The organism is Streptomyces abikoensis (assembly GCF_014648775.1).
Taxonomy (GTDB): Bacteria; Actinomycetota; Actinomycetes; order Streptomycetales; family Streptomycetaceae; genus Streptomyces; species Streptomyces abikoensis.
This window is the reverse complement of sequence record NZ_BMRT01000005.1, coordinates 17758-38580: the sequence shown is the minus strand read 5'-3', so window position 1 is coordinate 38580 and position 20823 is coordinate 17758. Positions and strand designations below refer to the sequence as shown.

Below are 20823 nucleotides of genomic sequence, written 5' to 3'. Positions count from 1 at the left end.
AGCGGGCCCGGCGGCGGGGGAGGAGCTCCCCCGCCGCCGGGCCCGTACATACGAGCCAACGCTACGCGCGTAGCACGGCATTGACGCGTGTAGCGTCGCCCCCGCCCCGCCGAACCCTCCGACCCCCGCACGGCTGGTCCGGCTTTCCTCCCGCTCCCTTCCCCGAGGAGAGTGCGCCATCAAAGCGTCCACCGAAGAGCCCAAGAAGGAGCCAGCCGCACCGGCGGTAGAGCTCGCGGGCATCACCAAGCGGTTCCCCGGAGTCGTGGCCAACCACGACATCCACCTCACGGTCCGCCGCGGCACCGTCCACGCCCTCTGCGGCGAGAACGGCGCCGGCAAGTCGACCCTGATGAAGATCCTCTACGGCATGCAGAAGCCGGACGAGGGCACCATCACCCTCGACGGCGAGCAGGTCTCCCTGCACAGCCCCGCCGACGCCATCGCGCGCGGCATCGGCATGGTGCACCAGCACTTCATGCTGGCCGACAACCTCACCGTGCTCGAGAACGTCGTCCTCGGCGCCGAGAAGCTCCACGGCATCGGCAACAAGGCCCGCAAGAAGATCAAGGAGATCTCCGACGCGTACGGCCTGGGCGTGCGCCCCGACGTCCTCGTCGAGGACCTCGGCGTCGCCGACCGCCAGCGCGTGGAGATCCTCAAGGTCCTCTACCGGGGTGCCCGCACCCTGATCCTCGACGAGCCCACCGCCGTCCTGGTTCCCCAGGAGGTCGACGCGCTCTTCGACAACCTGCGCGAGCTCAAGGCCGAGGGCCTGACGGTCATCTTCATCTCCCACAAGCTGGGCGAGGTGCTCTCCGTCGCCGACGACATCACCGTCATCCGGCGCGGCACCACCGTCGGCACCGCGATCCCCAGCGAGACCACCCCCAAGCAGCTCGCCGAGCTGATGGTGGGCGAGGAGCTGCCCTCGCCGGAGACCCGTGAGTCCACGGTCACCGACGTGCCCATGCTCACCGTCGACGGCCTCCACCTGTCCGCCACCGACTCCGACGGCGTCGTCCGCGCGGTGCTCGACGGCATCTCCTTCACCATCCACAAGGGCGAGGTCCTCGGCCTCGCGGGTGTCGAGGGCAACGGTCAGGCGGAGCTCGTCGAGGCCATCATGGGCATGCGGACCCCGGACGGCGGCGTCGTCACCCTCGACGGCGACGACATCACCAAGACCCCCACGCGCAAGCGCCGTGAGGGCGGCATGGGGTACATCCCCGAGGACCGCCACCGCCACGGCCTGCTGCTGGAGGCCCCGCTGTGGGAGAACCGCATCCTCGGCCACGTCACCGAGAAGCCCAACAGCAAGGGCGGGCTCCTCGACACCAAGGCCGCCCGTGAGGACACCGAGCGCATCGTCCGCGAGTACGACGTCCGCACGCCCGGCATCGAGGTCACCGCGGCCTCCCTGTCCGGCGGCAACCAGCAGAAGCTGATCGTCGGCCGCGAGATGAGCCACAACCCCAAGCTCCTCATCGCCGCGCACCCCACCCGGGGCGTGGACGTCGGCGCGCAGGCGCAGATCTGGGACCAGATCCGCGAGGCGCGCCGCGAGGGCCTGGCGGTGCTGCTGATCTCCGCCGACCTGGACGAGCTGATCGGCCTCTCCGACACGCTCCGGGTGATGTTCCGCGGCCGCCTGGTCGCCGACGCGGACCCCGCGACGATCACCCCGGAGGAGCTGGGCTCCGCCATGACGGGCGCCGCGTCGGGCCACCTCGAGCACGAGGAGGGCGCCGAGGAGGCCCCGGAGCCCTCGGATTCCGGGGACGCCCCGGAGGCCCCGGCGGACCCGGAGGCCCCGGCGGAGGAGACCCCGGCGGAGGAGACCCCCGCGGAGGAGACCCCGGCCGAGACCGAGGAGCCCTCCTCGGAGCCGGAGAAGAAGAACGTGAAGAACGACAAGAGCGCCAAGAGCGACGAGAACCCGGAAGGCGGTGACTCGAAGTGAAGAAGTTCGACAAGAACAAGCTGATCCTTGGCCTCGCCGCCCCGGCCCTGGCCATCGTCACCGCGCTGGTGATCACCTCGATCATCATCGGGGCCACCGGCAAGGACCCCTTCCACGCCTACCAGGTGATGGTGGAGTTCGGCTCGAAGGCCGACAGCCAGGTCTGGATCATCAACAAGGCGACGCCGTACTACCTCTCCGCGCTGGCCGTGGCCATCGGCTTCCGGATGAACCTGTTCAACATCGGTGTCGACGGCCAGTACCGCATCGCGGCGTTCTTCGCCGCCGTGGTCGGCGGCGCGCTGACGATGCCGGGCATCATCCAGATCCCGGTCATCATCGTCGTCGCGATGGCGATCGGCGCCGTCTGGGCCGGCATCGCCGGTCTGCTGAAGGTCACCCGCGGCGTCAACGAGGTCATCAGCACGATCATGCTGAACGCCATCGGCGCCTCGGTGATCGGCTACTTCCTCCAGGACGGCCGCCTCGCGCAGAAGGAGGGCAACCTGATCCACACGCCCTACCTGCCCGACTCGGCCCACTTCTTCGAGATCCCGACCCAGCCCAAGCCCATCTACGGCTTCGTGGTGATCGCCGCCCTCGCCGGCGCCGCCTACTGGTTCGTCCTCAACCGCACCCGCTTCGGCTTCGACCTCCGCACCGTCGGCCGGTCCGAGTCCGCGGCCCACGCCTCCGGCGTGAGCGTCAAGCGCATGGTGATCACCTCCATGCTGCTGTCCGGTGCCATCGCCGGTCTCGTCGGCATGCCGACCCTGCTCGGCGTGTCGTACAACTACGGCACCGACTTCCCGGCCGGTATCGGCTTCACCGGTATCGCCATCGCGCTGCTCGGCCGCAACAACCCCATCGGCATGGCGCTCGCCGCCCTGCTCTGGGGCTTCCTGGAGCGCACCGGCACCCAGCTGGAGTTCGAGGGCTACGCCCAGGAGATCGTCGGCGTGATCCAGGGCGTCATCGTCCTGTGCGTCGTCATCGCCTACGAGATCGTGCGCCGGTACGGCCTCAAGGCCCAGCAGCGCAAGGTCGGCGAGGAACTCGCCGCCCAGGCCCGTAAGAGCGACAAGGCGGAGGTTTCCGCGTGAGCACCACCTTCACCTCCGCCATCGCGGAGAAGCTGTCCGGCAGGAACCGGCCGGAGGGCAAGCGGGGCAAGCTCTCGACCCCCGTCGTCCTGCTGATCATCGCTGGCGCGATGATCCTGCTGGCGGCCCTCCGCCAGATCACCGGCGCCAACGACCTGACCTCCTCCGGTCAGTTCTCCGGCGCCCTCGCCGCCGCCGTGCCCATCGGCCTCGCCGGTCTCGGCGGCCTGTGGGCCGAGCGCGCCGGCGTCGTCAACATCGGCCTCGAAGGCATGATGATGCTCGGCACGTTCTGTGCCGGCTGGATGGGCTGGCAGCACGGCCCGTGGGTGGCGGCCCTCGCCGGCGTCGTCGGCGGTGCCGTCGGCGGACTCATCCACGCCGTCGCGACCGTCACCTTCAACGTCGACCACATCATCTCGGGTGTGGCCATCAACATCCTGGCCCTGGGCGTCACCCAGTACCTGGCCAAGATGTGGTTCGGTGCCGAGGGCAGTGCCGCGCAGAAGGCGGGCGGCAACGACAAGCAGTCGCCGGTCATGGAGAACATGCCCAACTTCTCCATCCCGGGCCTGTCCGACTGGCTCCACTCGATCGAGAAGCACCACTGGTTCCTCGTCTCCGACGTCGCCGGCGTCCTCGACGGCCTCGTCTCCGACGTGTCCTGGCTGACGATCGTCGCCGCGCTGCTCTTCGTCGGCACGTTCTTCGTGCTGTGGCGCTCGGCCTTCGGCCTGCGCCTGCGCTCCTGCGGCGAGAGCCCGGTGGCCGCCGAGTCCCTCGGCGTCAACGTCTACAAGTACAAGTACGCGGCCGTCATCGTCTCCGGCGGCATGGCCGGCCTCGGTGGCGCGTTCCTCGCCATCGGCACCCACATGTACTCCGACGGCCAGACCGGCGGTCGCGGCTACATCGGTCTCGCCACGATGATCTTCGGTAACTGGCGGCCGGGCGGCGTCGCCATGGGCGCCGGCCTGTTCGGCTTCATGGACAGCCTCCAGCTGCGCTCCGGCGGCCCGACCGTCCACGCCCTGCTGCTGCTCGTGGCGGTGCTGCTCGTCGGCCTCGCCCTGTGGCGCCTGAAGCAGGGCAAGAAGCGGCCCGCGGTCATCAGTGGTGTCATCGCCGCGGCCCTCGTCCTCTGGTACGCGCTGACCAAGACCGTCCCGCTGGAGTTCGTCGACGCCACCCCGTACGTCGCGACCCTGCTGGTCCTGTCGCTGTCCGCGCAGCGCCTGCGGATGCCCAAGGCCGACGGCAAGCCGTACCGGAAGGGCCAGGGCAAGTGACCGACTCCCCTGACTGGGAGGCCCTGCGCGGGCGGGCCCGGGACGCCATGTCCCGGGCCTACGCCCCGTACTCCAACTTCCCCGTCGGCTCGGCGGCCCTCGTGGACGACGGCCGCGTCGTCACCGGCTGCAACGTGGAGAACGCCGCCTACGGCGTCGCCCTGTGCGCCGAGTGCGGCATGGTCTCCGAGCTGATCGCCACCGGCGGCGGCCGGCTGACCCACTTCACCTGCTGCGACCGCCACGGCAACGTCCTGATGCCGTGCGGCCGCTGCCGCCAGCTGCTCTGGGAGCACGGCGGCCCCGAGCTGGAGGTGGACACGACGACGGGCGTCCGCCCGCTCGCCGAGCTCCTCCCCGACGCGTTTGGGCCCTCGGACCTGAATCGTTGAAGATGTCCCTAAGCGCCGGACGGGCTGATCTTTCAGCCCGTCCGGGTCACTTTCCGGACCCGGGAAGACCTGAGGACTACGAACTTAAGGAAAATGTGCTGATGGACGCCATTTCCGTTATCCGCACCAAGCGTGACCGCGGTCGTCTGAGCGACGAGCAGATCGACTGGATGATCGACGCGTACACGCGGGGCGAGGTCGCCGACGAGCAGATGTCCGCGCTCGCGATGGCCATCCTGCTCAACGGCATGGACCGCGCGGAGATCGCGCGCTGGACCGCCGCGATGATCAAGTCCGGCGAGCGCATGGACTTCTCGTCCCTGCCCGTCCCCACCGCCGACAAGCACTCCACCGGCGGCGTCGGCGACAAGATCACCCTCCCGCTGGCCCCCCTCGTCGCGGCCTGCGGCGCGGCCGTCCCGCAGCTCTCCGGCCGCGGCCTCGGCCACACCGGTGGCACCCTCGACAAGCTGGAGTCCATCCCCGGCTGGCGCGCGCTGCTCTCCAACGACGAGATGCTGGACGTCCTGCGCAACGTGGGCTCGGTCATCTGCGCCGCCGGCGACGGCCTGGCCCCGGCCGACAAGAAGCTCTACGCCCTGCGCGACGTCACCGGCACGGTCGAGGCCATCCCGCTGATCGCCTCCTCCATCATGTCGAAGAAGATCGCCGAGGGCACGGGCTCGCTCGTCCTCGACGTGAAGGTCGGCTCGGGCGCCTTCATGAAGAACCTCGCGGACGCCCGCGAACTGGCCTCCACGATGGTCGGCCTCGGCACCGACCACGGCGTCAAGACCGTGGCCCTGCTCACCGACATGTCGACCCCGCTCGGCCTCACCGCGGGCAACGCCCTGGAGGTGCGCGAGTCCGTCGAGGTCCTCGCGGGCGGCGGCCCGGCGGACGTCGTCGAGCTCACCATCGCCCTGGCCCGCGAGATGCTCGACGCGGCCGGCATCAAGGACGCCGACCCGGCCAAGGCGCTCGCCGACGGCTCCGCGATGGACGTCTGGCGCCGCATGATCATCGCCCAGGGCGGCGACCCGGACGCCACGCTGCCGGTCGCCCGCGAGCAGCACGTGGTGACGGCCGCCGAGTCCGGCGTCCTCACCAAGCTGGACGCCTACGCGGTGGGCGTCTCGGCGTGGCGCCTGGGCGCGGGCCGCGCCCGCAAGGAGGACCCGGTGCAGGCCGGCGCGGGCATCGAGATGCACGCCAAGCCGGGTGACACGGTCAAGGCGGGCCAGCCGCTGATGACCCTCAACACCGACACCCCGGAGAAGTTCGAGTACGCGCTCAAGGCTCTTGAGGGCGGCGTCGAGATCTCCCCGGCGGGTACGGACTTCACGCCGAACCCGATCGTGCTGGACCGCATCGCGTAAGTTTCATCGGCGCGACGCCGAAAGCCCCCGCCTTGCTCCGAGGCGGGGGCTTTCGTCGTATCCCGTGGGGGGGGATCAGTCGTCACCGGCGTCGCCCGCGGCCGGGGGCGCACACTCGTCGAGGCCCTCATTTTGTATATTGCGCAAGCCAGGAACTGTGGGCGCGAGTGCCCCGTTGATCAAGACGACGGGGACCGGGACAGTGGTTTGTGGAGGAAGTTCATGGGTGTGCCCCTGACCAAGGGCGGCAACGTGTCGCTCACCAAGCAGGCCCCGGGCCTGACTGCGGTGACGGTCGGGCTGGGCTGGCGGGTCCGTCCCGCCGCGGGCGCCGACTACGACCTGGACGCCAGCGCCCTGCTGTGCGACCAGGCCGGGAAGGTCGTCTCCGACCGGCACTTCGTCTTCTTCAACAACCTTCGGAGCCCCGACGGCTCGGTCACCCACTCGGGGGACGTGGGCGCGTCCGGGGGAGAGGACCGCGAGCAGATCCAGGTCGACCTCGGCAGGGTCCCGGAGACGGTGGCGAAGATCGTCTTCCCCGTCTCCCTCTACGAGGCCGAACAACGCCACCAGACCTTCGGCCAGCTCGACAGCGCCCACATCCGCGTCGTCGACCGCGCGGACGGCCGCGAGCTGGCCCGCTACGACCTGAAGGGCGACGGCTCGACGGAGACCGCGATGGTCTTCGGCGAGCTCTACCGCCACGGGACGGAATGGAAGTTCCGGGCGATCGGGCAGGGATACGCGTCGGGGCTGGCGGGCATCGCGACGGACTACGGCGTGGACGTCCTGCGCGAGGCGACGACGCAGGCGACGCCGCCGCCTCCGCCTCCGCCTGCGCCTGCGCCGGTTCCGGCGGCCCCGCCGGCACCTCCGACCATCGCCTCCGCCCCACCAGCAATCGATTACGTATCAGGGAGCTCCACCGTGACGTGCTTCTTCGACCCGAGCCATGGCCCCGGCATGACGACGGTCCTGTGGTCCCCGCAGTGGGGCGTCCCCCGCCAGGTCCAGACCTGCGGCGGCTGCGCCCAGCGCGTCCAGACCACGCCGCCGCCGTACTACACGCCGCAGCAGCCCCAGGCGGGCTACCCCCAGCCCGTCCAGCAGGGCTACCCCCAGCAGCAGCCCCCCGCCGGCTACCCGCAGCAGCAGGGCGGCCAGCAGCAGGGCGGCCGCCGCTTCGGCACCGGCGCCCTCATCGGCGCGGGCGCGGCGGGCCTCGTCGGCGGCGCGCTCCTCAACGAGGCGATGAGCGACGACGAGCCGGACGTGATCATCAACAACTACTACGAGGACGAGTGACGGGCTGACGCCGGACTCCTCGTACGGGTGAACGGGATCGGTGGACCTCCGCCGGTCCCGTTCGGCATGCTGGGATCGGTGATGCACCGATGAAGGAGACCGCCGTGAGCGCACTCACCGTCGACCACTCCGAAGGCCACGGCCGTGAGTGGGACGAGTTGCTCCGTATCTGGGAAGAGACGGAAGCTCCCGAGGGCTGCAAGGTGGAGATCATTGAGGGGATCATCACCGTGTCACCAGCTCCCGCCAATAGGCACAACGTCATCGCGGGAAAGCTCCAGCGCGCTCTGTACACAGTGATCCCGGAGGACTGGGGGATCTACCAAACCCTGGCGGTCTCCGTCCCTTCGCGTAGCGGCCTCTTCATCCCCGACCTGGTCGTCGCACCGGAGTCCGAGCTGCTGGAACTGTCCGAGTCCGAGCAGTACATTCCCGCCTCCGCCTCGATGTTCATCGCCGAGATCACGTCGAAGTCCAGCCTCCGTCATGACCGTGTCAGCAAGCCGGCGGCCTACGCGCACGCCGGTGCGCCCCTCTACCTCCTGGTCGACGGTTGGGCGAAGGGTGGCCCCACCATCACCCTCTACGGAGAGCCGAAGGACGACGTCTACCGAGTGCTGTACGCGGGGAAGTTCGGAGAGGACATCCCCCTTCCCGAGCCGTTCGCTCTGACGCTTGAGACAGAGGCATTCCCCGTCGACGTCGGCTGACGGGTCACGCCGGGGTGGCGCGGGCCAGGAAGAGGCCCGTGCGCGTTGCCAGTTCGAGCGCGCCGCCGTGGGCGTCGACCGTCCGTGAGACATCGGAAAGCACCGCCCGACGGGTCTCCTCCGTCAGGATCAGGTACGAGGAGAGCGACGACAGCAGGTCGACGATCCCGGCCGTGGTGCGGGTGTGCCGTGAGTGATACAGGCGGTGCTCCACATCGGTGAAGTCCTCCTGGGCCTGCAACTCCTCCCACACCCAGGAGTTCGGAGCCATGACCGACTCGCGGGGCTGGGCGTCCACGATCGAATGCGGCGGCAGCCCCTGCAGGTGGCGGTGGTGCACGGCCCTCAGCTCGTGCCGAAGGGTCTCGTCGGCCACCAGCCAGTCGTTCCAGAACAGGGCGATGGCCCCGCCCGGGACCAGTAACTCCCGTGCCCGCCGCCAGCGCACCTCCGGGTCGACCCAGTGCCACGCCTGGCCGGCGAGAAGCAGCGCGAACCTCCGGTCTGAGGCCTGCCATCTCTCGAAGTCGACGTCCTCGACGGTGACATGGGGCATGCCGGCGCAGTGCCGTGCCAGCACGGCCGCCATCCGGGGGTCGGGTTCGAGGCAGGTCAGCGTGACGCCGCGCGCGGCGAACGCGAGCGTCGCCTTGCCCGTGCCCGCGCCGACCTCCAGCGCGTCCACGCCCTGCGGCCGGCGCCCGGTGAACTCCAGCACGCCGGTGACGAGTTCGTCCGGATAGCCGGGGCGCGCGGCGTCGTACTGCTCGGCGGCCTCACCGAAGGCGACGCGCCGTTCGGGGGCGCGGTCGATGGGATTCTCGGTCATGGCCCCATGGTGCCGCCGCCGGTCCGCCTCGCGCCGTATGTCGTCGCGGAGCGGCGAACTCCGCAGTGGTGGCAGCGGAATTCACCACCGCAGTGTGCCCGGCCCGGGGGATTTCCGCAGGCGGAGCGGCGGGGTGATGCGGGCGTCGCGGCGGCCGCGCGTCGCGGCGGCCGCGGGCCGCCGATCCGGCAGCGCTGGCCATCACGTGAGGGCGCCCAAAGGGCGGATCCGCGCTGACAGAAGCCGGTCTGGCCGAAAGGGCTGTCGCTGGCGATCACGGCTGATCACTAACGTCTCGTGTGTTGTCGTGATCAATCACCGTTGGGGGACATCATGCCGCTTCGTCGCATCGCCACCGCTCTCGGCGCCGCCGCCGTGCTCGTCGTCGGAGGGGCGGTCGTGTCGGCTCACGCCGTCGGCGTCCCGGGGGCCGGGGCCAGGGCCACCGCGCCGTGCCCGGTCGTCGCCGGGGTCGAGGGCGCGCGCCTGCCCGACGGCGGTGACCCGAGTCGCTACTCCTTCTGCCACAAGGGCATCCGGTACGACTACACCTGCCCGCAAGGCTCCGTGTGGGACGCCACGGACAAGCAGTGCGCGGCGCCGGACAAGGCGCACGTGACGGGCACCAGCCTCAAGGCGGGGACGGCGAAGCTGACCCGTACCCCGCTGGGGGTGAAGGGCCTGAACGCCAAGGTCACCTACGACGGCGGCCGGTACCTGCCCGGCGCCTCCGTCACCTTCGCCACCCTCGACGGCACGACCCTCTGCACCGCGCGTACCAGCCTCCTCGGTACCGCTTCCTGTGACGCCGACGGAATCTCCGTGACGGCGGCGGACCAACTGCTGCGCGGTTACACCGCCACCTACGACGGCATCAGCACTCTCGCCGGCTCCATGGGCAGAGGCACCGTAGTCGCTCGATAGCTGCCGTCGTCCCCGGCGGTCAGCAGCCGGTACCGTCCCGGCGAGGTCCCGTACTCCCGCTTGAACGCGTTGGCGAAGGCGAACTGTGACCCGTAGCCGACGCGTTCGGCGACGGTCGCCAGGGTCGCGTCCGAGTTCCGGAGGAGCCCGGCGGCCAGGGTCAGGCGCCACCACGTCGCGTATGTCAGCGGTGGCCTTCCGACCAGCGTGGTGAAACGGCGGGAAAACGCTGCCCGGGAGAGGCCCGCCGTGGCCGCGAGCGAGGCGACCGTCCATGGACGGGCCGGTTCCGTGTGGAGGGCGCGGAGGGCGGCGCCCGCCGTGGGGTCGGCCAGGGCGCGGCACCAGCCGGTGGTGGCCACGGTGGAACGGGCCTCGTAGACCGCGCGCATCAGGTGGATGAGCAGCAGCTCCAGCAGGGAGGGCAGGGCGGCGTCCGTGCCCTGACCCGGAGACTCCAGCTCATCGCCGAGCAGGCGGATGACCGTGTGCAGCGACGCGTGCGGGGTGGCGCGTGCGGGCAGGGGGAGGAAGGCGGGGAAGTCCGCGAGGAGGGGATGGGCCCGGGCCTGGTCCATGCGGTAGCCGCCGGTGAGCAGCACGGTGGACGGGCGGTCGGCGGAAGCCGTCAGGGTGTGCGGCGTGCCGTGCGGCAGGAAGACGGCGTCGCCCTTGACGAGCGTCACCGCTTCCCCCGGAGCCCGGGGTATCAGCCGGCAGGAGCCGTCCAGCACCACATGGAAGCCGGCTCCGCCGAAGGGCGGGATGTCCGTCTCCCAGTGGCCTTGCTGTCGTGTCAGCGTCGAGTACGGCCGCCCGGTGCGCAGGGCGGCGAGGGTGTCGCTGAGAACGTCCATGCCGTGAGTATGCGCGAGCGGTTGCGAGCGGGTGCGAGACGATCGCGTATACACCGTGGACGGTGACGTATTGGGCGTCTTCCGGACGCTCCTTAACGTCTTACCCATGCGAACGATGACCTTGGGCGCGGTGGAGATCACCCGCATCGTGGAATGGCACGCCCCGGCAGCGGCGCCCATCACCGAGATCTTTCCCGACAGCACGCCACGGATGTGGCGGGAGAACGAGTCGTGGCTGGCCCCCGACTTCTGGGACCCCGGCACCGACAGGCTAGGCGTCGCCGTACAGACGTGGCTGCTGCGCAACGAGGGGCGGACGATCCTCGTCGACACCGGGCTCGGCAATGACAAGGAGCGGCCGGACCGGCCGGTCTGGTCACGGTTGCGAGGAGACTTCCTGGAGCGGCTGGCCGCCGTCGGGGTGCGGCCGGAGGACGTGGACGTCGTGGTCAACACCCACCTGCACGCCGATCACGTCGGTTGGAACACCCGGCTGGTGGCGGGGGAGTGGGTGCCCACCTTCCCCAACGCCACCTACCTCGTCCCCAGGGCGGACTTCGAGCACTGGGCGCGGCCGGAAGCGGCCGCCGGGCCTGCGGGCGCCGCGTTCGCGGACAGTGTGCTGCCGGTCCGGCGCGCCGGGCAGGCCGTCTTGTGGGACGGGAGTGACGGCGAGTACCGCATCGACGGCAGCCTCGCCCTCGCGCCCGCTCCCGGGCACACCCCCGGCTCGTCGGTCCTCCGGCTGGCGTCCGGAACGGATCGGGCGGTGTTCGTGGGCGACCTCGTGCACAGCCCGTTGCAGTTCGCCGAACCCGACTGCGACACGTGCCTGAGCGAGGACCAGGTGGAGGCGACGCGTTCCCGGCGGAGGATCCTGGAAGAGGCCGCTGATACCCGGTCGTTGATCTTCCCGGCGCATCTGCCGGGGCACGGGGCGGCTGAGGTGCGGCGGGACGGTGACAAGTTCGCCTTGTCGCGCTGGGCGCCGTTCGCGTCGATCTGATCGGGGAAGTGCGCACCTCCGCCGCGCGCCCCTTGTGCGCCTCAAGCGCCCTGTCTTATGGGCCATTTGGGGACTCAGAGGAGCGATAGTGTCGCTGTGCGTGCCAATGGCACGCCCTCCTCCAAGGAAGGACCGGGCCCCACGTCCTCGGGGCCCGGCCCGAATCCAACAGGCGCGGTCGACCGGGACATTCGGCCGCCTTTGTGGAGGAGGGCGGGCAATGGCTCGTCACCGTAAGCCGACTCTGATCGAGCGGATCTACTTCGTAGTCCGTGAGTTCGGGAGGTGGCTGATCGGCCGGTGACCGACGATCCCCCGAGACCCTGGGGACCGTCGGTCAGATGACTGGCTGAACGGTGTGGGCCCTCGTCTGGATACCTGGTCCGGGCGGGGGCCTCTTTGTGCGGTGACCGACGATCCCCCGACCAACTGGGGACCCTCGGTCGACTGAACGCCCATGCGGTGTTCTGGTCCCCGTCTGGAGTCTCGGTCCGGGCGGGGGCCTCTTTGGTGCCCGCACGGCACCGGGCGTCCCCGAGAGGATGCCGCCTCCACCGTACCGAATCCGCCTCCCGACTTCAGCCCCCCACACACCCAACGGGTGAACCGCGACGCGCCCCCATGACGAAGGGGCCGCACCCGCCGCCTGTCAAGAGCGGGTGCGGCCCCTCCGGGCTCTGCGAGCGGGATCCGCGGAAGCGGAAACCGGCTAGCGGCGCGCCGCCGCGATCAGGAGGCGGCGCTGGACCGCCGCGCGGTGCGTCGCGTACAGCGTGATCGACGCGGCGGCCACCATGGCCAGCAGGCCCAGGACGACCGTGCCGTCCCAGCCCGCCGCGCGGAAGGCGAGCGCGCCGAGGGTGCCGCCGACCGAGCTGCCCGCGTAGTACGCGAACTGGTAGAGGGCCGAGGCCTGGGCGCGGCCCGTCGTCGCGGCGCGGCTGACGGAGGACGAGGCCACCGCGTGGCCCGCGAAGAAGCCGGCCGTGATCAGGACCAGGCCGACCAGGATCGCGGTCAGCGAGGACGTGACGGTGAGCAGCAGGCCCACCGCCGTCGTGCCCACCGCGAGGTAGAGCGCGCCGCGCCGGCCGAGGCGGGCGACGAGCGTGCCCGCGGCGGCGGAGGAGGCCGTGCCGACCAGGTAGATCAGGAAGATGGAGCCGACGACGCCCTGCGGCAGCGAGAAGGGCGCCTCCGCCAGCCGGTAGCCGATGACGGTGTAGACCGCGCCGAAGACGGTCATGAAGAGCGCGCCGATCGCGTACAGGCGGCACAGCAGCGGGTCGGTGAGGTGGGTGCGCAGCGTGTGGGCCAGGGAGCGCGCCGAGACCGTGGACGGGGTGAAGTGCCGCGCCTTGGGGATCATGAGCCGGAAGGTCAGCGCGCACACGACCGCCAGCGCGCCCACCGCGCACAGGCCCGCGCGCCAGCCCCAGGCCTGGGCCACCCAGCCGGCCAGGATCCGGCCGGTCATCCCGCCGATGGCGTTGCCCGCCACGAACAGCCCGATCGCGCCGACCAGCGCCTTGGGGCGGACCTCCTCCGCCAGGTACGCCATCGCGGAGGCCGGCACTCCGGCCAGTGCCGCGCCCTGCACCGCGCGCAGCGCGATCAGCGAGCCCAGGTCGGGGGCGAAGGGCACCAGGAGGCCGAGCAGCGCGGCGACGCAGAGGGCGGCCGTCATCGTGGCCCGGCGGCCGAAGCGCTCGGAGAGGGCGCTGAGCGGGACGACCGCGAGGGCGAGGCCGCCGGTCGCGGCGGAGACGGTCCAGCTGGCCTGATCGGCCGTCACACCGAGGCCGCCCGAGATCGCGGGGAGCAGGGCCTGGGTGGAGTAGAGGAGGGCGAAGGTGGCGACGCCGGCGGCGAAGAGCGCGAAGCTCATCCGGCGGTAGCCGGACCCGCCGGGGACCAGCCGGGTGTCGTCGGAGTCGGTGTTCGAGGAGGACGGGAGAGGCGACAGGGACGACGCGGTAGAGGCATCCGAGCGCGCGATGACGACGGATGCCCCGGTATCAGCGGGAGGCATGAATCAAACGTATGCACGGTGCATCTGATGCGTCCAATGCACAGAATGGCGATAATCGATCCCATGCAGCATGACCGCAGGTCAAAGGCCCCTCTGTCACCGATCGGCAACAGGAGTGTTACCGAAGACTTTGATGGAACGCCTACGGCGGAGCTGGCCGCCGGCTCCTGGGCGGCGACCCTGACGCCGCGTCTGGCGCAGTTCACGGCCGTCGCCCGGCACGAGCACGTGACGCGGGCCGCGCACCAGCTCGGCATGCCGCAGTCCACGCTCAGCCGGTCGATGGCCCGGCTGGAGGAGGACCTGGGCGTCGCGCTGTTCGCCCGCCACGGGCGGCAGGTCTCGCTGACCGCCGCCGGCCGGGATTTCCTGACGACGGTCGAGCGCGCGCTGTCGGAGGTCGAGCGGGCCGCCGAGTCCGTGCGGATGGACGCCGACCCGGAGTCGGGCAAGGTCGCGTTCGGGTTCCTCCACACGATGGGCTCCGAGACCGTACCCGAGCTCATCAGGGCCTTCCGTACCGACCATCCGCGCGTCCGGTTCCAGCTGGTGCAGAACTACGGCGAGGCGATGATCGAGCGGCTGCGCGACGGCGAGCTCGACCTGTGCCTGACCTCGCCGGTGCCCGACGAGCCGGACCTGGTGGCGCGCCGGCTGGACGAGCAGAAGCTGCGGCTGATCGTGCCGGACGACCATCCGCTGGCGGCGCGCAAGCGGATCCGGCTGGCGGAGGCCGCGAACGAACTCTTCGTCACCCTCGAACCCGGGTACGGGCTGCGGAAGATCACGGACCGGCTGTGCGCGGACGCGGGCTTCACACCGAAGATCGCCTTCGAGGGGGAGGACCCCGAGACGCTGCGCGGCCTGGTCGCCGCCGGGCTGGGGGTCGGGCTGCTGCCGCCGCCCGCCGTGCCCCGGCCCGGGGTGGTCGAGCTGGCGGTGACGGCGCCGCGCGCGGTGCGCGAGATCGGCGTGGCGTGGCTGGACGGGCACCCGGACACGCCGCCCGTCGCGGCGTTCAAGCGGTTCCTGCTGTCGCGGAGAGGCCAGCTGCTGCTGCACCGCTGAAGCGGGCTTCAGTGCCGCAGCGACTCCCCGAACCCCGATGCCAGCGGCATCCGCAACCCCAGCGGCGGCGGAGCCGCGAAGGCGTCCGCCACCGGGCGGGCGTACGGGTGGCCCAGCAGCGAGCCGCGGACGAAATCGGCTGCCAGTGCGAGGACTTCGGGGCGGTGCTGGTGCAGCGCGTGGCCGTCGGAGTGGACCTCGAAGCGGCAGACGTCGCGGTTGAGCTTCTTGGCGCGCTCGGCGAGGCGGTAGGACAGGTCCGGGTCCGTGCGCTCGTCGTTGGTGCCGTGGACGATCAGCACCCGGCGGCCCGCCAGCTGGCGCACCGGGTCGGGGGCGAGGACGGCGTCGGGCTCGGGCAGCCACGGGGCGAGCGCCAGCACCGACGCCACCGCCGGGTGCCCGGCGGCGAGCAGCGCGGCCCGGGCGCCCATGCCTTGACCCGCGAGGCACACCGGTACGTCGCCGTAGCGCCGCACCGCCTCGTCCGCCGCCCAGCGCACGTCCCCCACCGGATCGGCGGCCGAACCGTTCCAGCCGCGGTGGCGGTAGCGCAGGACGTGGACGGCCAGGCCCTCCTCGCCGGCCGCCCGGGTCAGCCGGCGGGCCAGGGGGCGCTGGGCGGCCAGCGCGCGGTACGAGGGGCGGCGCACGCCCGCGGCCGGGCCGCCGGGCAGCAGCAGGGCCACCGCCTGCACGGTCGGGCCGGGCGGCAGGCCCGTCGCGCCGAGGGGTTTGCCGAGGCGCGGGGCCTGGAGGACGGGGCTCGCCGGGCCGTCCGGATCGCTGGGGTCTCGCTGCGGCAACGCTTGCTGGACCATGGCAGACAACGATGGCAGAAGGACCGGTGGTGTCCACCCCGCCGATGGGTCACCGTTCCGTATCGTTCGCCGACATCTACGCGCGTAGGGGCTAGAGTGCGGAAATGACGAGCGAGACGTTCTCCCACACGATCCCGGGACAGCCGTCCCTGCCCTCTCCCGAGCAGATCCGCCGGGCGCCCAAGGTGCTGCTCCACGACCACCTCGACGGTGGCCTGCGCCCCGCCACGGTCGTCGACCTCGCGGCCGCGATCGGCTACGACAAGCTCCCCGAGACGGACCCCGAGAAGCTGGGCGTCTGGTTCCGCGAGGCGGCCGACTCCGGCTCGCTCGAGCGCTACCTGGAGACCTTCGCGCACACCTGCGCCGTGATGCAGACCCGCGAGGCGCTGTTCCGTGTGGCGGCCGAGTGCGCCGAGGACCTGGCCGCGGACGGCGTCGTCTACGCCGAGGTGCGCTACGCCCCCGAGCAGCACCTGGAGGCGGGGCTCACCCTGGAGCAGGTCGTCGAGGCGGTCAACGAGGGCTTCCGGGAGGGCGAGCGCCGGGCGCGCGCGAACGGCCACCGGATCCGGGTCGGCGCGATGCTGACCGCCATGCGGCACGCCGCGCGGGCGCTGGAGATCGCCGAACTCACCAACAACTACCGCGACTCGGGCGTCGTCGGCTTCGACATCGCGGGCGCCGAGGCGGGCTTCCCTCCCACCCGCCACCTGGACGCCTTCGAGTTCCTCAAGCGCGAGAACAACCACTTCACGATCCACGCGGGCGAGGCGTTCGGCCTGCCGTCGATCTGGCAGGCCCTCCAGTGGTGCGGCGCGGACCGGCTCGGCCACGGTGTGCGGATCATCGACGACATCGAGATCGCGGAGGACGGCACGGTCAAGCTCGGCCGGCTCGCGTCCTATGTGCGGGACAAGCGCATTCCGCTGGAGATGTGCCCCACCTCCAACCTCCAGACCGCCGCGGCCACTTCGTACGAAGAGCACCCGATCGGACTTCTGCGGAAACTGCATTTCCGGGCGACCGTGAATACGGATAATCGTCTGATGAGCGGTACCAGCATGAGCCGGGAATTCGAGCACCTGGTCAAGGCATTCGGCTACACGCTGGACGACATGCAGTGGTTCACCGTCAACGCCATGAAGTCGGCCTTCATCCCATTCGATGAACGTCTGGCCATGATCAATGACGTGATCAAGCCGGGTTACGCGGAGCTCAAGTCCGAGTGGCTGTTCCGCCAGACGACGACGGGAACCGCCTGACCAGCAATTCCCCGCCGGGCCCGGTAATGCCCGGACGGCGGCCGATACCGTGAATGCGGCCGGGGTCCGACAGGGCCCCGGCCGTGTCATTGATTGCGGGTGCGGCGGACTCGTGGCTAGTTTGCAATGCCGCTCCCCATTTCTTACGGCATCCCCGTCACGATCCCCGTCACGAGTCGAGGACAGAACAGATGAAGCAGGCTTCTCTCAAGGCCCTTGGCGCCGCCGTCGTCGGTGCCGCCCTCGCCGTCGGCGCGGCGGGCCCCGCCGCCGCCGGCACGCTGGAGTCGGTCACCACCACGGCCACCGGCGCGGCCAAGGGGCTGCCGCTGGAGCAGCTCGCCCCGGCGGCCCCGATGGGCGGCCCGGCGCTCGTCGCCTCGGACCGGCTGATCCGCTCCGGCGTGCTGGAGCAGTCGGCGAAGGCCGCCGACACCGCACTGGCCCCGCACCTGCCCACCGAGAAACTGACCGGGCACGCGGAGAAGCTCGCCGGGCACCCGCGGGGGGCGACGGCCGAGGCCACCACCCCCACCGGAAAGCACGCCGCCCCCGCCGACAACAAGGGGAACGCCGGTCTCCTCGGCGGCCTGCCCACCAAGGCCATCGCCCCCAACGGCCTCTCCCTGCCGGGCCTGGGCACCCCCAACATCAAGTGACGCGTACGGCGTCGGACGAGGCGAACGGGCCGCGCACCCCGACAGGGGAGCGCGGCCCGTTCGTCGTACGACAGCTCACCAGGCCTTGGCGGACGCGCGGGGGCTGCCCTCGGACGGCATCAGGATCCACAGCGCGAGGTAGAGGACGAACTGCGGACCGGGCAGCAGGCACGACAGCAGGAACAGCACCCGTACCGTCGTCCGGGACATCCCGAAGCGCTCGGCCAGACCCGCGCAGACTCCGGCGATCATCCTGTGGTTACGGGGGCGGACCAGCGGAGCGGACATGGCGGCGACTCCTTCACATCGAGGTGCCATGGAGCGGGAGGAGAGGGGCCGTCCCCTCGCCTTCACGATGACTCCACGCTACGGCCGCCGGACCGGGCAAAGCGTCACTCTACGGGGCGATCCCGACCCTGGGGATCGTCGGGGTCAGGGCGCACTCCGCCTCCTCCCGGCGGGGGGCCCGGGTAGGTCCCGCCTCGGCCCTGCGGCGTAGCCGGGCCCGTACCGCCGGGACGACCGCGAGGTGCGCGGCCGTCACCCCGGTGATGTTGAGCAGCAGCGCGTCCACGTCCAGCACCTGGCCCGCGACCCCGCTGCCCACCACCTGGAGGGCCAGCGAGAGCATCGCGCTGGTGAAGACCGTCCGGGCCAGCGAACCCAGCGTCGACGCCCCGATCCGGCCCCCCGCCCACGGCAGCAGCACGCCCAGCGGCGCGAACGGCAGCACACCGGCCCCTATCGAACGCGCGGCCTCCCAGGGGCTCAGCGCCAGATCGGCCCGGATCGTCGCCAGCGGCTCCATATGCGCGGCGCTCACCCAGGGTGCGGTCAAGGGCCGCAGGGCGAGCCAGCCGACCACGAGGACATGGGCGGCCAGGAGGACACAGCCCGCCACGCGGTAGCGGTGTCGGAGGGCGGGCGTACCGCCGTAGCCATGACGCTGCACGCCCCCCATGACGCCGCACGCGGGGCGCGCGGTTCCGCGTCCGGGTACAGAGAGTCAGCGCCCGTCGGCCGGCGGCAGTGGACTGCCGTTGCCCTGCACCGTCTCCGGATGCGTACGGGTCTCGTCGGTGCAGACGTAACTCTTGGGACGGTCGCCCGACGGGCCGCCCAGGATCACCGTGGGCCGCGCGTCGGCCGCCGGCGTCCCCGCGAACGTGCACACGACCTGCGCGAGCGCGAGCGGGGCCAGGTCGTCGGGGGGCATGTTCAGCCGGAGCGCCCCCGCCGGATCGCCCTTCGCCGGGCCGCTGACGGTCAGCTGCTGGGGGACGGCCGTGGAGAAACCGGCCTCGTCCTCGGCGGGCGTGGGCGGCCGCTTGAGCTCGTCCAGCAGCGCCCGGGCGAGTGCCGCCGGGTCGCCGCCCTCCGGCACGGACACCAGCCGCGTCACGGGGAGTAGCAGCGAGGTGCACAGCAGCTGAACGGACGTGGTGGCGCTGCCCGGTGTCGCCGAGGCCTGCGGGCCGTGCACCACGCACGTGGCCCGCGAGGGCGCGCTGCCGGCGTCCACGGGCACGGCCGTGCCCCGGATGCCACAGCCGGAGAGCCCGGTGGCGAGCGCGAACACCCCGGCCGCCACGGCGGCCGTGCGGATCGCCGGCCTCATCGGCTCTCCCCCTCGGCCGGGCCCCGCTCAGGCGCCGAGGCACCGCCGCCGGGGGCCGGATCGCCGTCCGGGGCCGGGGCCGAGTCGCGAGGCAGCGTCAGCGTGAAGACGGCACCGCCCTCGGGGGAGTTCTCCGCTGTGATCTCGCCGCCGTGGATATGGGCGTTCTCCAGCGCGATGGACAGCCCCAGACCGCTGCCCTCCGAACGCGGCCGCGACGCGCTCGCCTTGTAGAAGCGGTCGAAGACGTGCGGGAGGACCTCCTCGGGGATGCCCGGCCCGTGGTCGCGCACCGCGATCACCAGCGCCTCCTCCGTCTGCCGCACCGAGACCCGCACCGGCGAACCGCCGTGCTTGAGGGCGTTGCCGATGAGGTTGGCCAGGATCACATCGAGCCGGCGCGGGTCGAGCCGGACCGTCGTGCCGCGCTCGGCGTCCAGCTCGACGGCGTCCAGCCAGGCCCGCGCGTCGATGCACGCGGTGATCTGGTCGGCGATGTCCACGTCGTCCAGGACCAGCCGGGCCGTGCCCGCGTCGAAGCGGGTGACCTCCATCAGGTTCTCCACCAGGTCGTTCAGCCTGCGGGTCTCGCTCACCACGAGCTGCACCGCCGGCGCGATCATCGGGTCCAGGGAGTCCGCCTCGTCCTCCAGCACCTCCGTCACCGCGGTGATCGCCGTCAGCGGGGTGCGCAGCTCGTGCGACATGTCGGCGACGAACCGGCGGCTCGCCGCCTCCCGGGAGCTGAGGTCCTCCACCCGCTTCTGCAACGCCTCGGCCGTCTTGTTGAACGTCCGCGACAGGTCCGCCAGCTCGTCCGTGCCCGAGACCCGCAGCCGGGTGTCCAGCTTCCCCTCGCCCAGTCTGCGCGCCGCGTCGCCGAGCCGCTGCACGGGCCGCAGCACGGTGGAGGCCGCCGCCTGCGCCAGCAGCGCCGAGCCGATCAGCGCCAGGCCGGTGGCGATCCCCAGCGACCAGGCCAGGGAGTTGAGGTCGGCCCGCTCGTTCTCCAGGGACTTCAGCAGATAGCCCGTCGGCCCGCCGCCGATCACCTTCGCGCCGCCCACCAGGTACGGCTTGCCGCCGAGGGTGATCCGCTGCCAGTACAGGTGGTACGGGTACGGATTGGACTCGTCGACCTTCCGCTCCCGGTTCACGGCGGTGACCAGCGACTTCGGCACGACGGACAGGGTGAACAGATCGCGGTCGGAGGGCGCGGCGCAGGCGGCGCCGCCCTTGACGTTGCCGATCAGCAGGACCTCGTACTTCTGCGAGGTCGCCGCCATCCGGTCGGCCGCCTCCTGGAGGTCCGCGCACGTGGGCAGGAGCGGCAGCGAACCCGTGTTGTCCTGCAACGACTTGCGGAAGTCGTCCAGGGCGGCGTTCTGCGTCCGGGTGAGGACCGCGTCACGGTTCAGCCAGTACGCGATGGCCGACGCGGAGACGGCCGCGGCGAGGGCCACCAGCGCGAAGACCAGCATCAGGCGCAGCCGCAGGCTGATCCACCGCATGCTCGGTTTCAGGAGGTTCCTGGCCGCCGCCCAGCCCCGCACCCGACCGGGCTCTTCTGTCACTGTCCGCTCTCAGTCCTCGTGTCCGT

The 20823-nt window shown here is 71.4% G+C and carries 20 protein-coding genes; 12 read left to right on the top strand and 8 right to left on the bottom strand.

The window, feature by feature from the left end; all coding sequences use genetic code 11:
* Positions 1-178 precede the first annotated feature (178 nt).
* The 7 genes from IE096_RS18005 to IE096_RS17975 all read left to right on the top strand — a co-directional run bounded on the left by IE096_RS18005 (position 179) and on the right by IE096_RS17975 (position 8144).
* Entirely contained in the window at positions 179-1963 is a 1785-nt protein-coding gene (locus IE096_RS18005) for an ABC transporter ATP-binding protein (RefSeq protein ID WP_189453551.1), read from the top strand.
* Positions 1960-3066 carry an ABC transporter permease gene (locus IE096_RS18000; RefSeq protein ID WP_189452942.1) on the top strand — a complete coding sequence of 369 codons (1107 nt, stop codon included), beginning with the start codon at positions 1960-1962 and terminating at the stop codon, positions 3064-3066. Before IE096_RS18005 ends, IE096_RS18000 begins: the two co-directional genes overlap by 4 nt.
* A complete protein-coding gene (locus IE096_RS17995) occupies positions 3063-4355 on the top strand; it encodes an ABC transporter permease (protein ID WP_229820332.1) in 1293 nt (430 codons plus the stop codon). Before IE096_RS18000 ends, IE096_RS17995 begins: the two co-directional genes overlap by 4 nt.
* Positions 4352-4747: a cytidine deaminase gene (locus IE096_RS17990; protein ID WP_189452940.1), complete on the top strand. Its 396-nt coding sequence runs from the start codon at positions 4352-4354 to the stop codon at positions 4745-4747. Before IE096_RS17995 ends, IE096_RS17990 begins: the two co-directional genes overlap by 4 nt.
* 95 nt (positions 4748-4842) lie before the next feature.
* Positions 4843-6126 (top strand): thymidine phosphorylase, encoded by a 1284-nt coding sequence (locus IE096_RS17985; RefSeq protein WP_189452938.1) that lies wholly within the window; start codon positions 4843-4845, stop codon positions 6124-6126.
* A gap of 222 nt (positions 6127-6348) precedes the next feature.
* The gene (locus IE096_RS31990) at positions 6349-7434 is read left to right on the top strand and encodes a TerD family protein (RefSeq protein ID WP_189452936.1); all 1086 of its coding nucleotides are present in this window, start codon (positions 6349-6351) and stop codon (positions 7432-7434) included.
* 104 nt (positions 7435-7538) lie between these two features.
* Positions 7539-8144, top strand: a complete 606-nt coding sequence (locus IE096_RS17975; RefSeq protein ID WP_189452934.1) for a Uma2 family endonuclease — start codon at positions 7539-7541, stop codon at positions 8142-8144.
* Between the two features lie 4 nt (positions 8145-8148).
* Here the strand turns inward: IE096_RS17975 and IE096_RS17970 are convergent, their stop codons facing one another.
* Positions 8149-8973 (bottom strand): class I SAM-dependent methyltransferase, encoded by an 825-nt coding sequence (locus IE096_RS17970; RefSeq protein ID WP_189452932.1) that lies wholly within the window; start codon positions 8971-8973, stop codon positions 8149-8151.
* A 333-nt stretch (positions 8974-9306) separates the two neighbouring features.
* Here IE096_RS17970 and IE096_RS17965 point away from each other — a divergent pair, with 333 nt between their 5' ends.
* Positions 9307-9897, top strand: a complete 591-nt coding sequence (locus IE096_RS17965) for a carbohydrate-binding module family 14 protein (protein ID WP_189452930.1) — start codon at positions 9307-9309, stop codon at positions 9895-9897.
* Here IE096_RS17965 and IE096_RS17960 read toward each other — a convergent pair.
* Positions 9837-10754, bottom strand: a complete 918-nt coding sequence (locus IE096_RS17960; RefSeq protein ID WP_189452928.1) for an AraC family transcriptional regulator — start codon at positions 10752-10754, stop codon at positions 9837-9839. The two genes, IE096_RS17965 and IE096_RS17960, sit on opposite strands and share 61 nt — an antisense overlap.
* Before the next feature lie 106 nt (positions 10755-10860).
* Between IE096_RS17960 and IE096_RS17955 the strand changes: the two genes are divergently transcribed.
* Positions 10861-11760 carry an MBL fold metallo-hydrolase gene (locus tag IE096_RS17955; RefSeq protein ID WP_189452926.1) on the top strand — a complete coding sequence of 300 codons (900 nt, stop codon included), beginning with the start codon at positions 10861-10863 and terminating at the stop codon, positions 11758-11760.
* Between the two features lie 709 nt (positions 11761-12469).
* Here IE096_RS17955 and IE096_RS17950 read toward each other — a convergent pair.
* Positions 12470-13792 (bottom strand): MFS transporter, encoded by a 1323-nt coding sequence (locus IE096_RS17950; protein WP_189452924.1) that lies wholly within the window; start codon positions 13790-13792, stop codon positions 12470-12472.
* Between the two features lie 63 nt (positions 13793-13855).
* Here IE096_RS17950 and IE096_RS17945 point away from each other — a divergent pair, with 63 nt between their 5' ends.
* Entirely contained in the window at positions 13856-14860 is a 1005-nt protein-coding gene (locus tag IE096_RS17945) for a LysR family transcriptional regulator (RefSeq protein ID WP_126915695.1), read from the top strand.
* An 8-nt stretch (positions 14861-14868) separates the two neighbouring features.
* On the opposite strand, the gene IE096_RS17940 is transcribed toward IE096_RS17945, so the two are convergent.
* Complete coding sequence (locus IE096_RS17940) at positions 14869-15681, bottom strand: alpha/beta hydrolase (protein WP_373298151.1); 813 nt, start codon at positions 15679-15681, stop codon at positions 14869-14871.
* A gap of 104 nt (positions 15682-15785) precedes the next feature.
* Here IE096_RS17940 and IE096_RS17935 point away from each other — a divergent pair, with 104 nt between their 5' ends.
* Together IE096_RS17935 and IE096_RS17930 are read left to right on the top strand one after the other, a co-directional pair.
* Positions 15786-16946 carry an adenosine deaminase gene (locus tag IE096_RS17935; protein WP_126915696.1) on the top strand — a complete coding sequence of 387 codons (1161 nt, stop codon included), beginning with the start codon at positions 15786-15788 and terminating at the stop codon, positions 16944-16946.
* A gap of 191 nt (positions 16947-17137) precedes the next feature.
* Complete coding sequence (locus IE096_RS17930) at positions 17138-17605, top strand: hypothetical protein (RefSeq protein ID WP_189452922.1); 468 nt, start codon at positions 17138-17140, stop codon at positions 17603-17605.
* A gap of 75 nt (positions 17606-17680) precedes the next feature.
* Here IE096_RS17930 and IE096_RS17925 read toward each other — a convergent pair whose 3' ends face one another.
* The 4 genes from IE096_RS17925 to IE096_RS17910 all read right to left on the bottom strand — a co-directional run bounded on the left by IE096_RS17925 (position 17681) and on the right by IE096_RS17910 (position 20734).
* Positions 17681-17893 (bottom strand): PspC domain-containing protein, encoded by a 213-nt coding sequence (locus IE096_RS17925; protein WP_126915698.1) that lies wholly within the window; start codon positions 17891-17893, stop codon positions 17681-17683.
* Between the two features lie 109 nt (positions 17894-18002).
* A complete protein-coding gene (locus IE096_RS17920) occupies positions 18003-18557 on the bottom strand; it encodes a VanZ family protein (RefSeq protein ID WP_229820329.1) in 555 nt (184 codons plus the stop codon).
* A gap of 54 nt (positions 18558-18611) precedes the next feature.
* Entirely contained in the window at positions 18612-19223 is a 612-nt protein-coding gene (locus tag IE096_RS17915) for a hypothetical protein (RefSeq protein ID WP_189452918.1), read from the bottom strand.
* Positions 19220-20734, bottom strand: coding sequence for an ATP-binding protein (locus IE096_RS17910; protein WP_229820327.1), 1515 nt, complete (start codon positions 20732-20734; stop codon positions 19220-19222). Before IE096_RS17910 ends, IE096_RS17915 begins: the two co-directional genes overlap by 4 nt.
* Between the last annotated feature and the right edge of the window lie 89 nt (positions 20735-20823).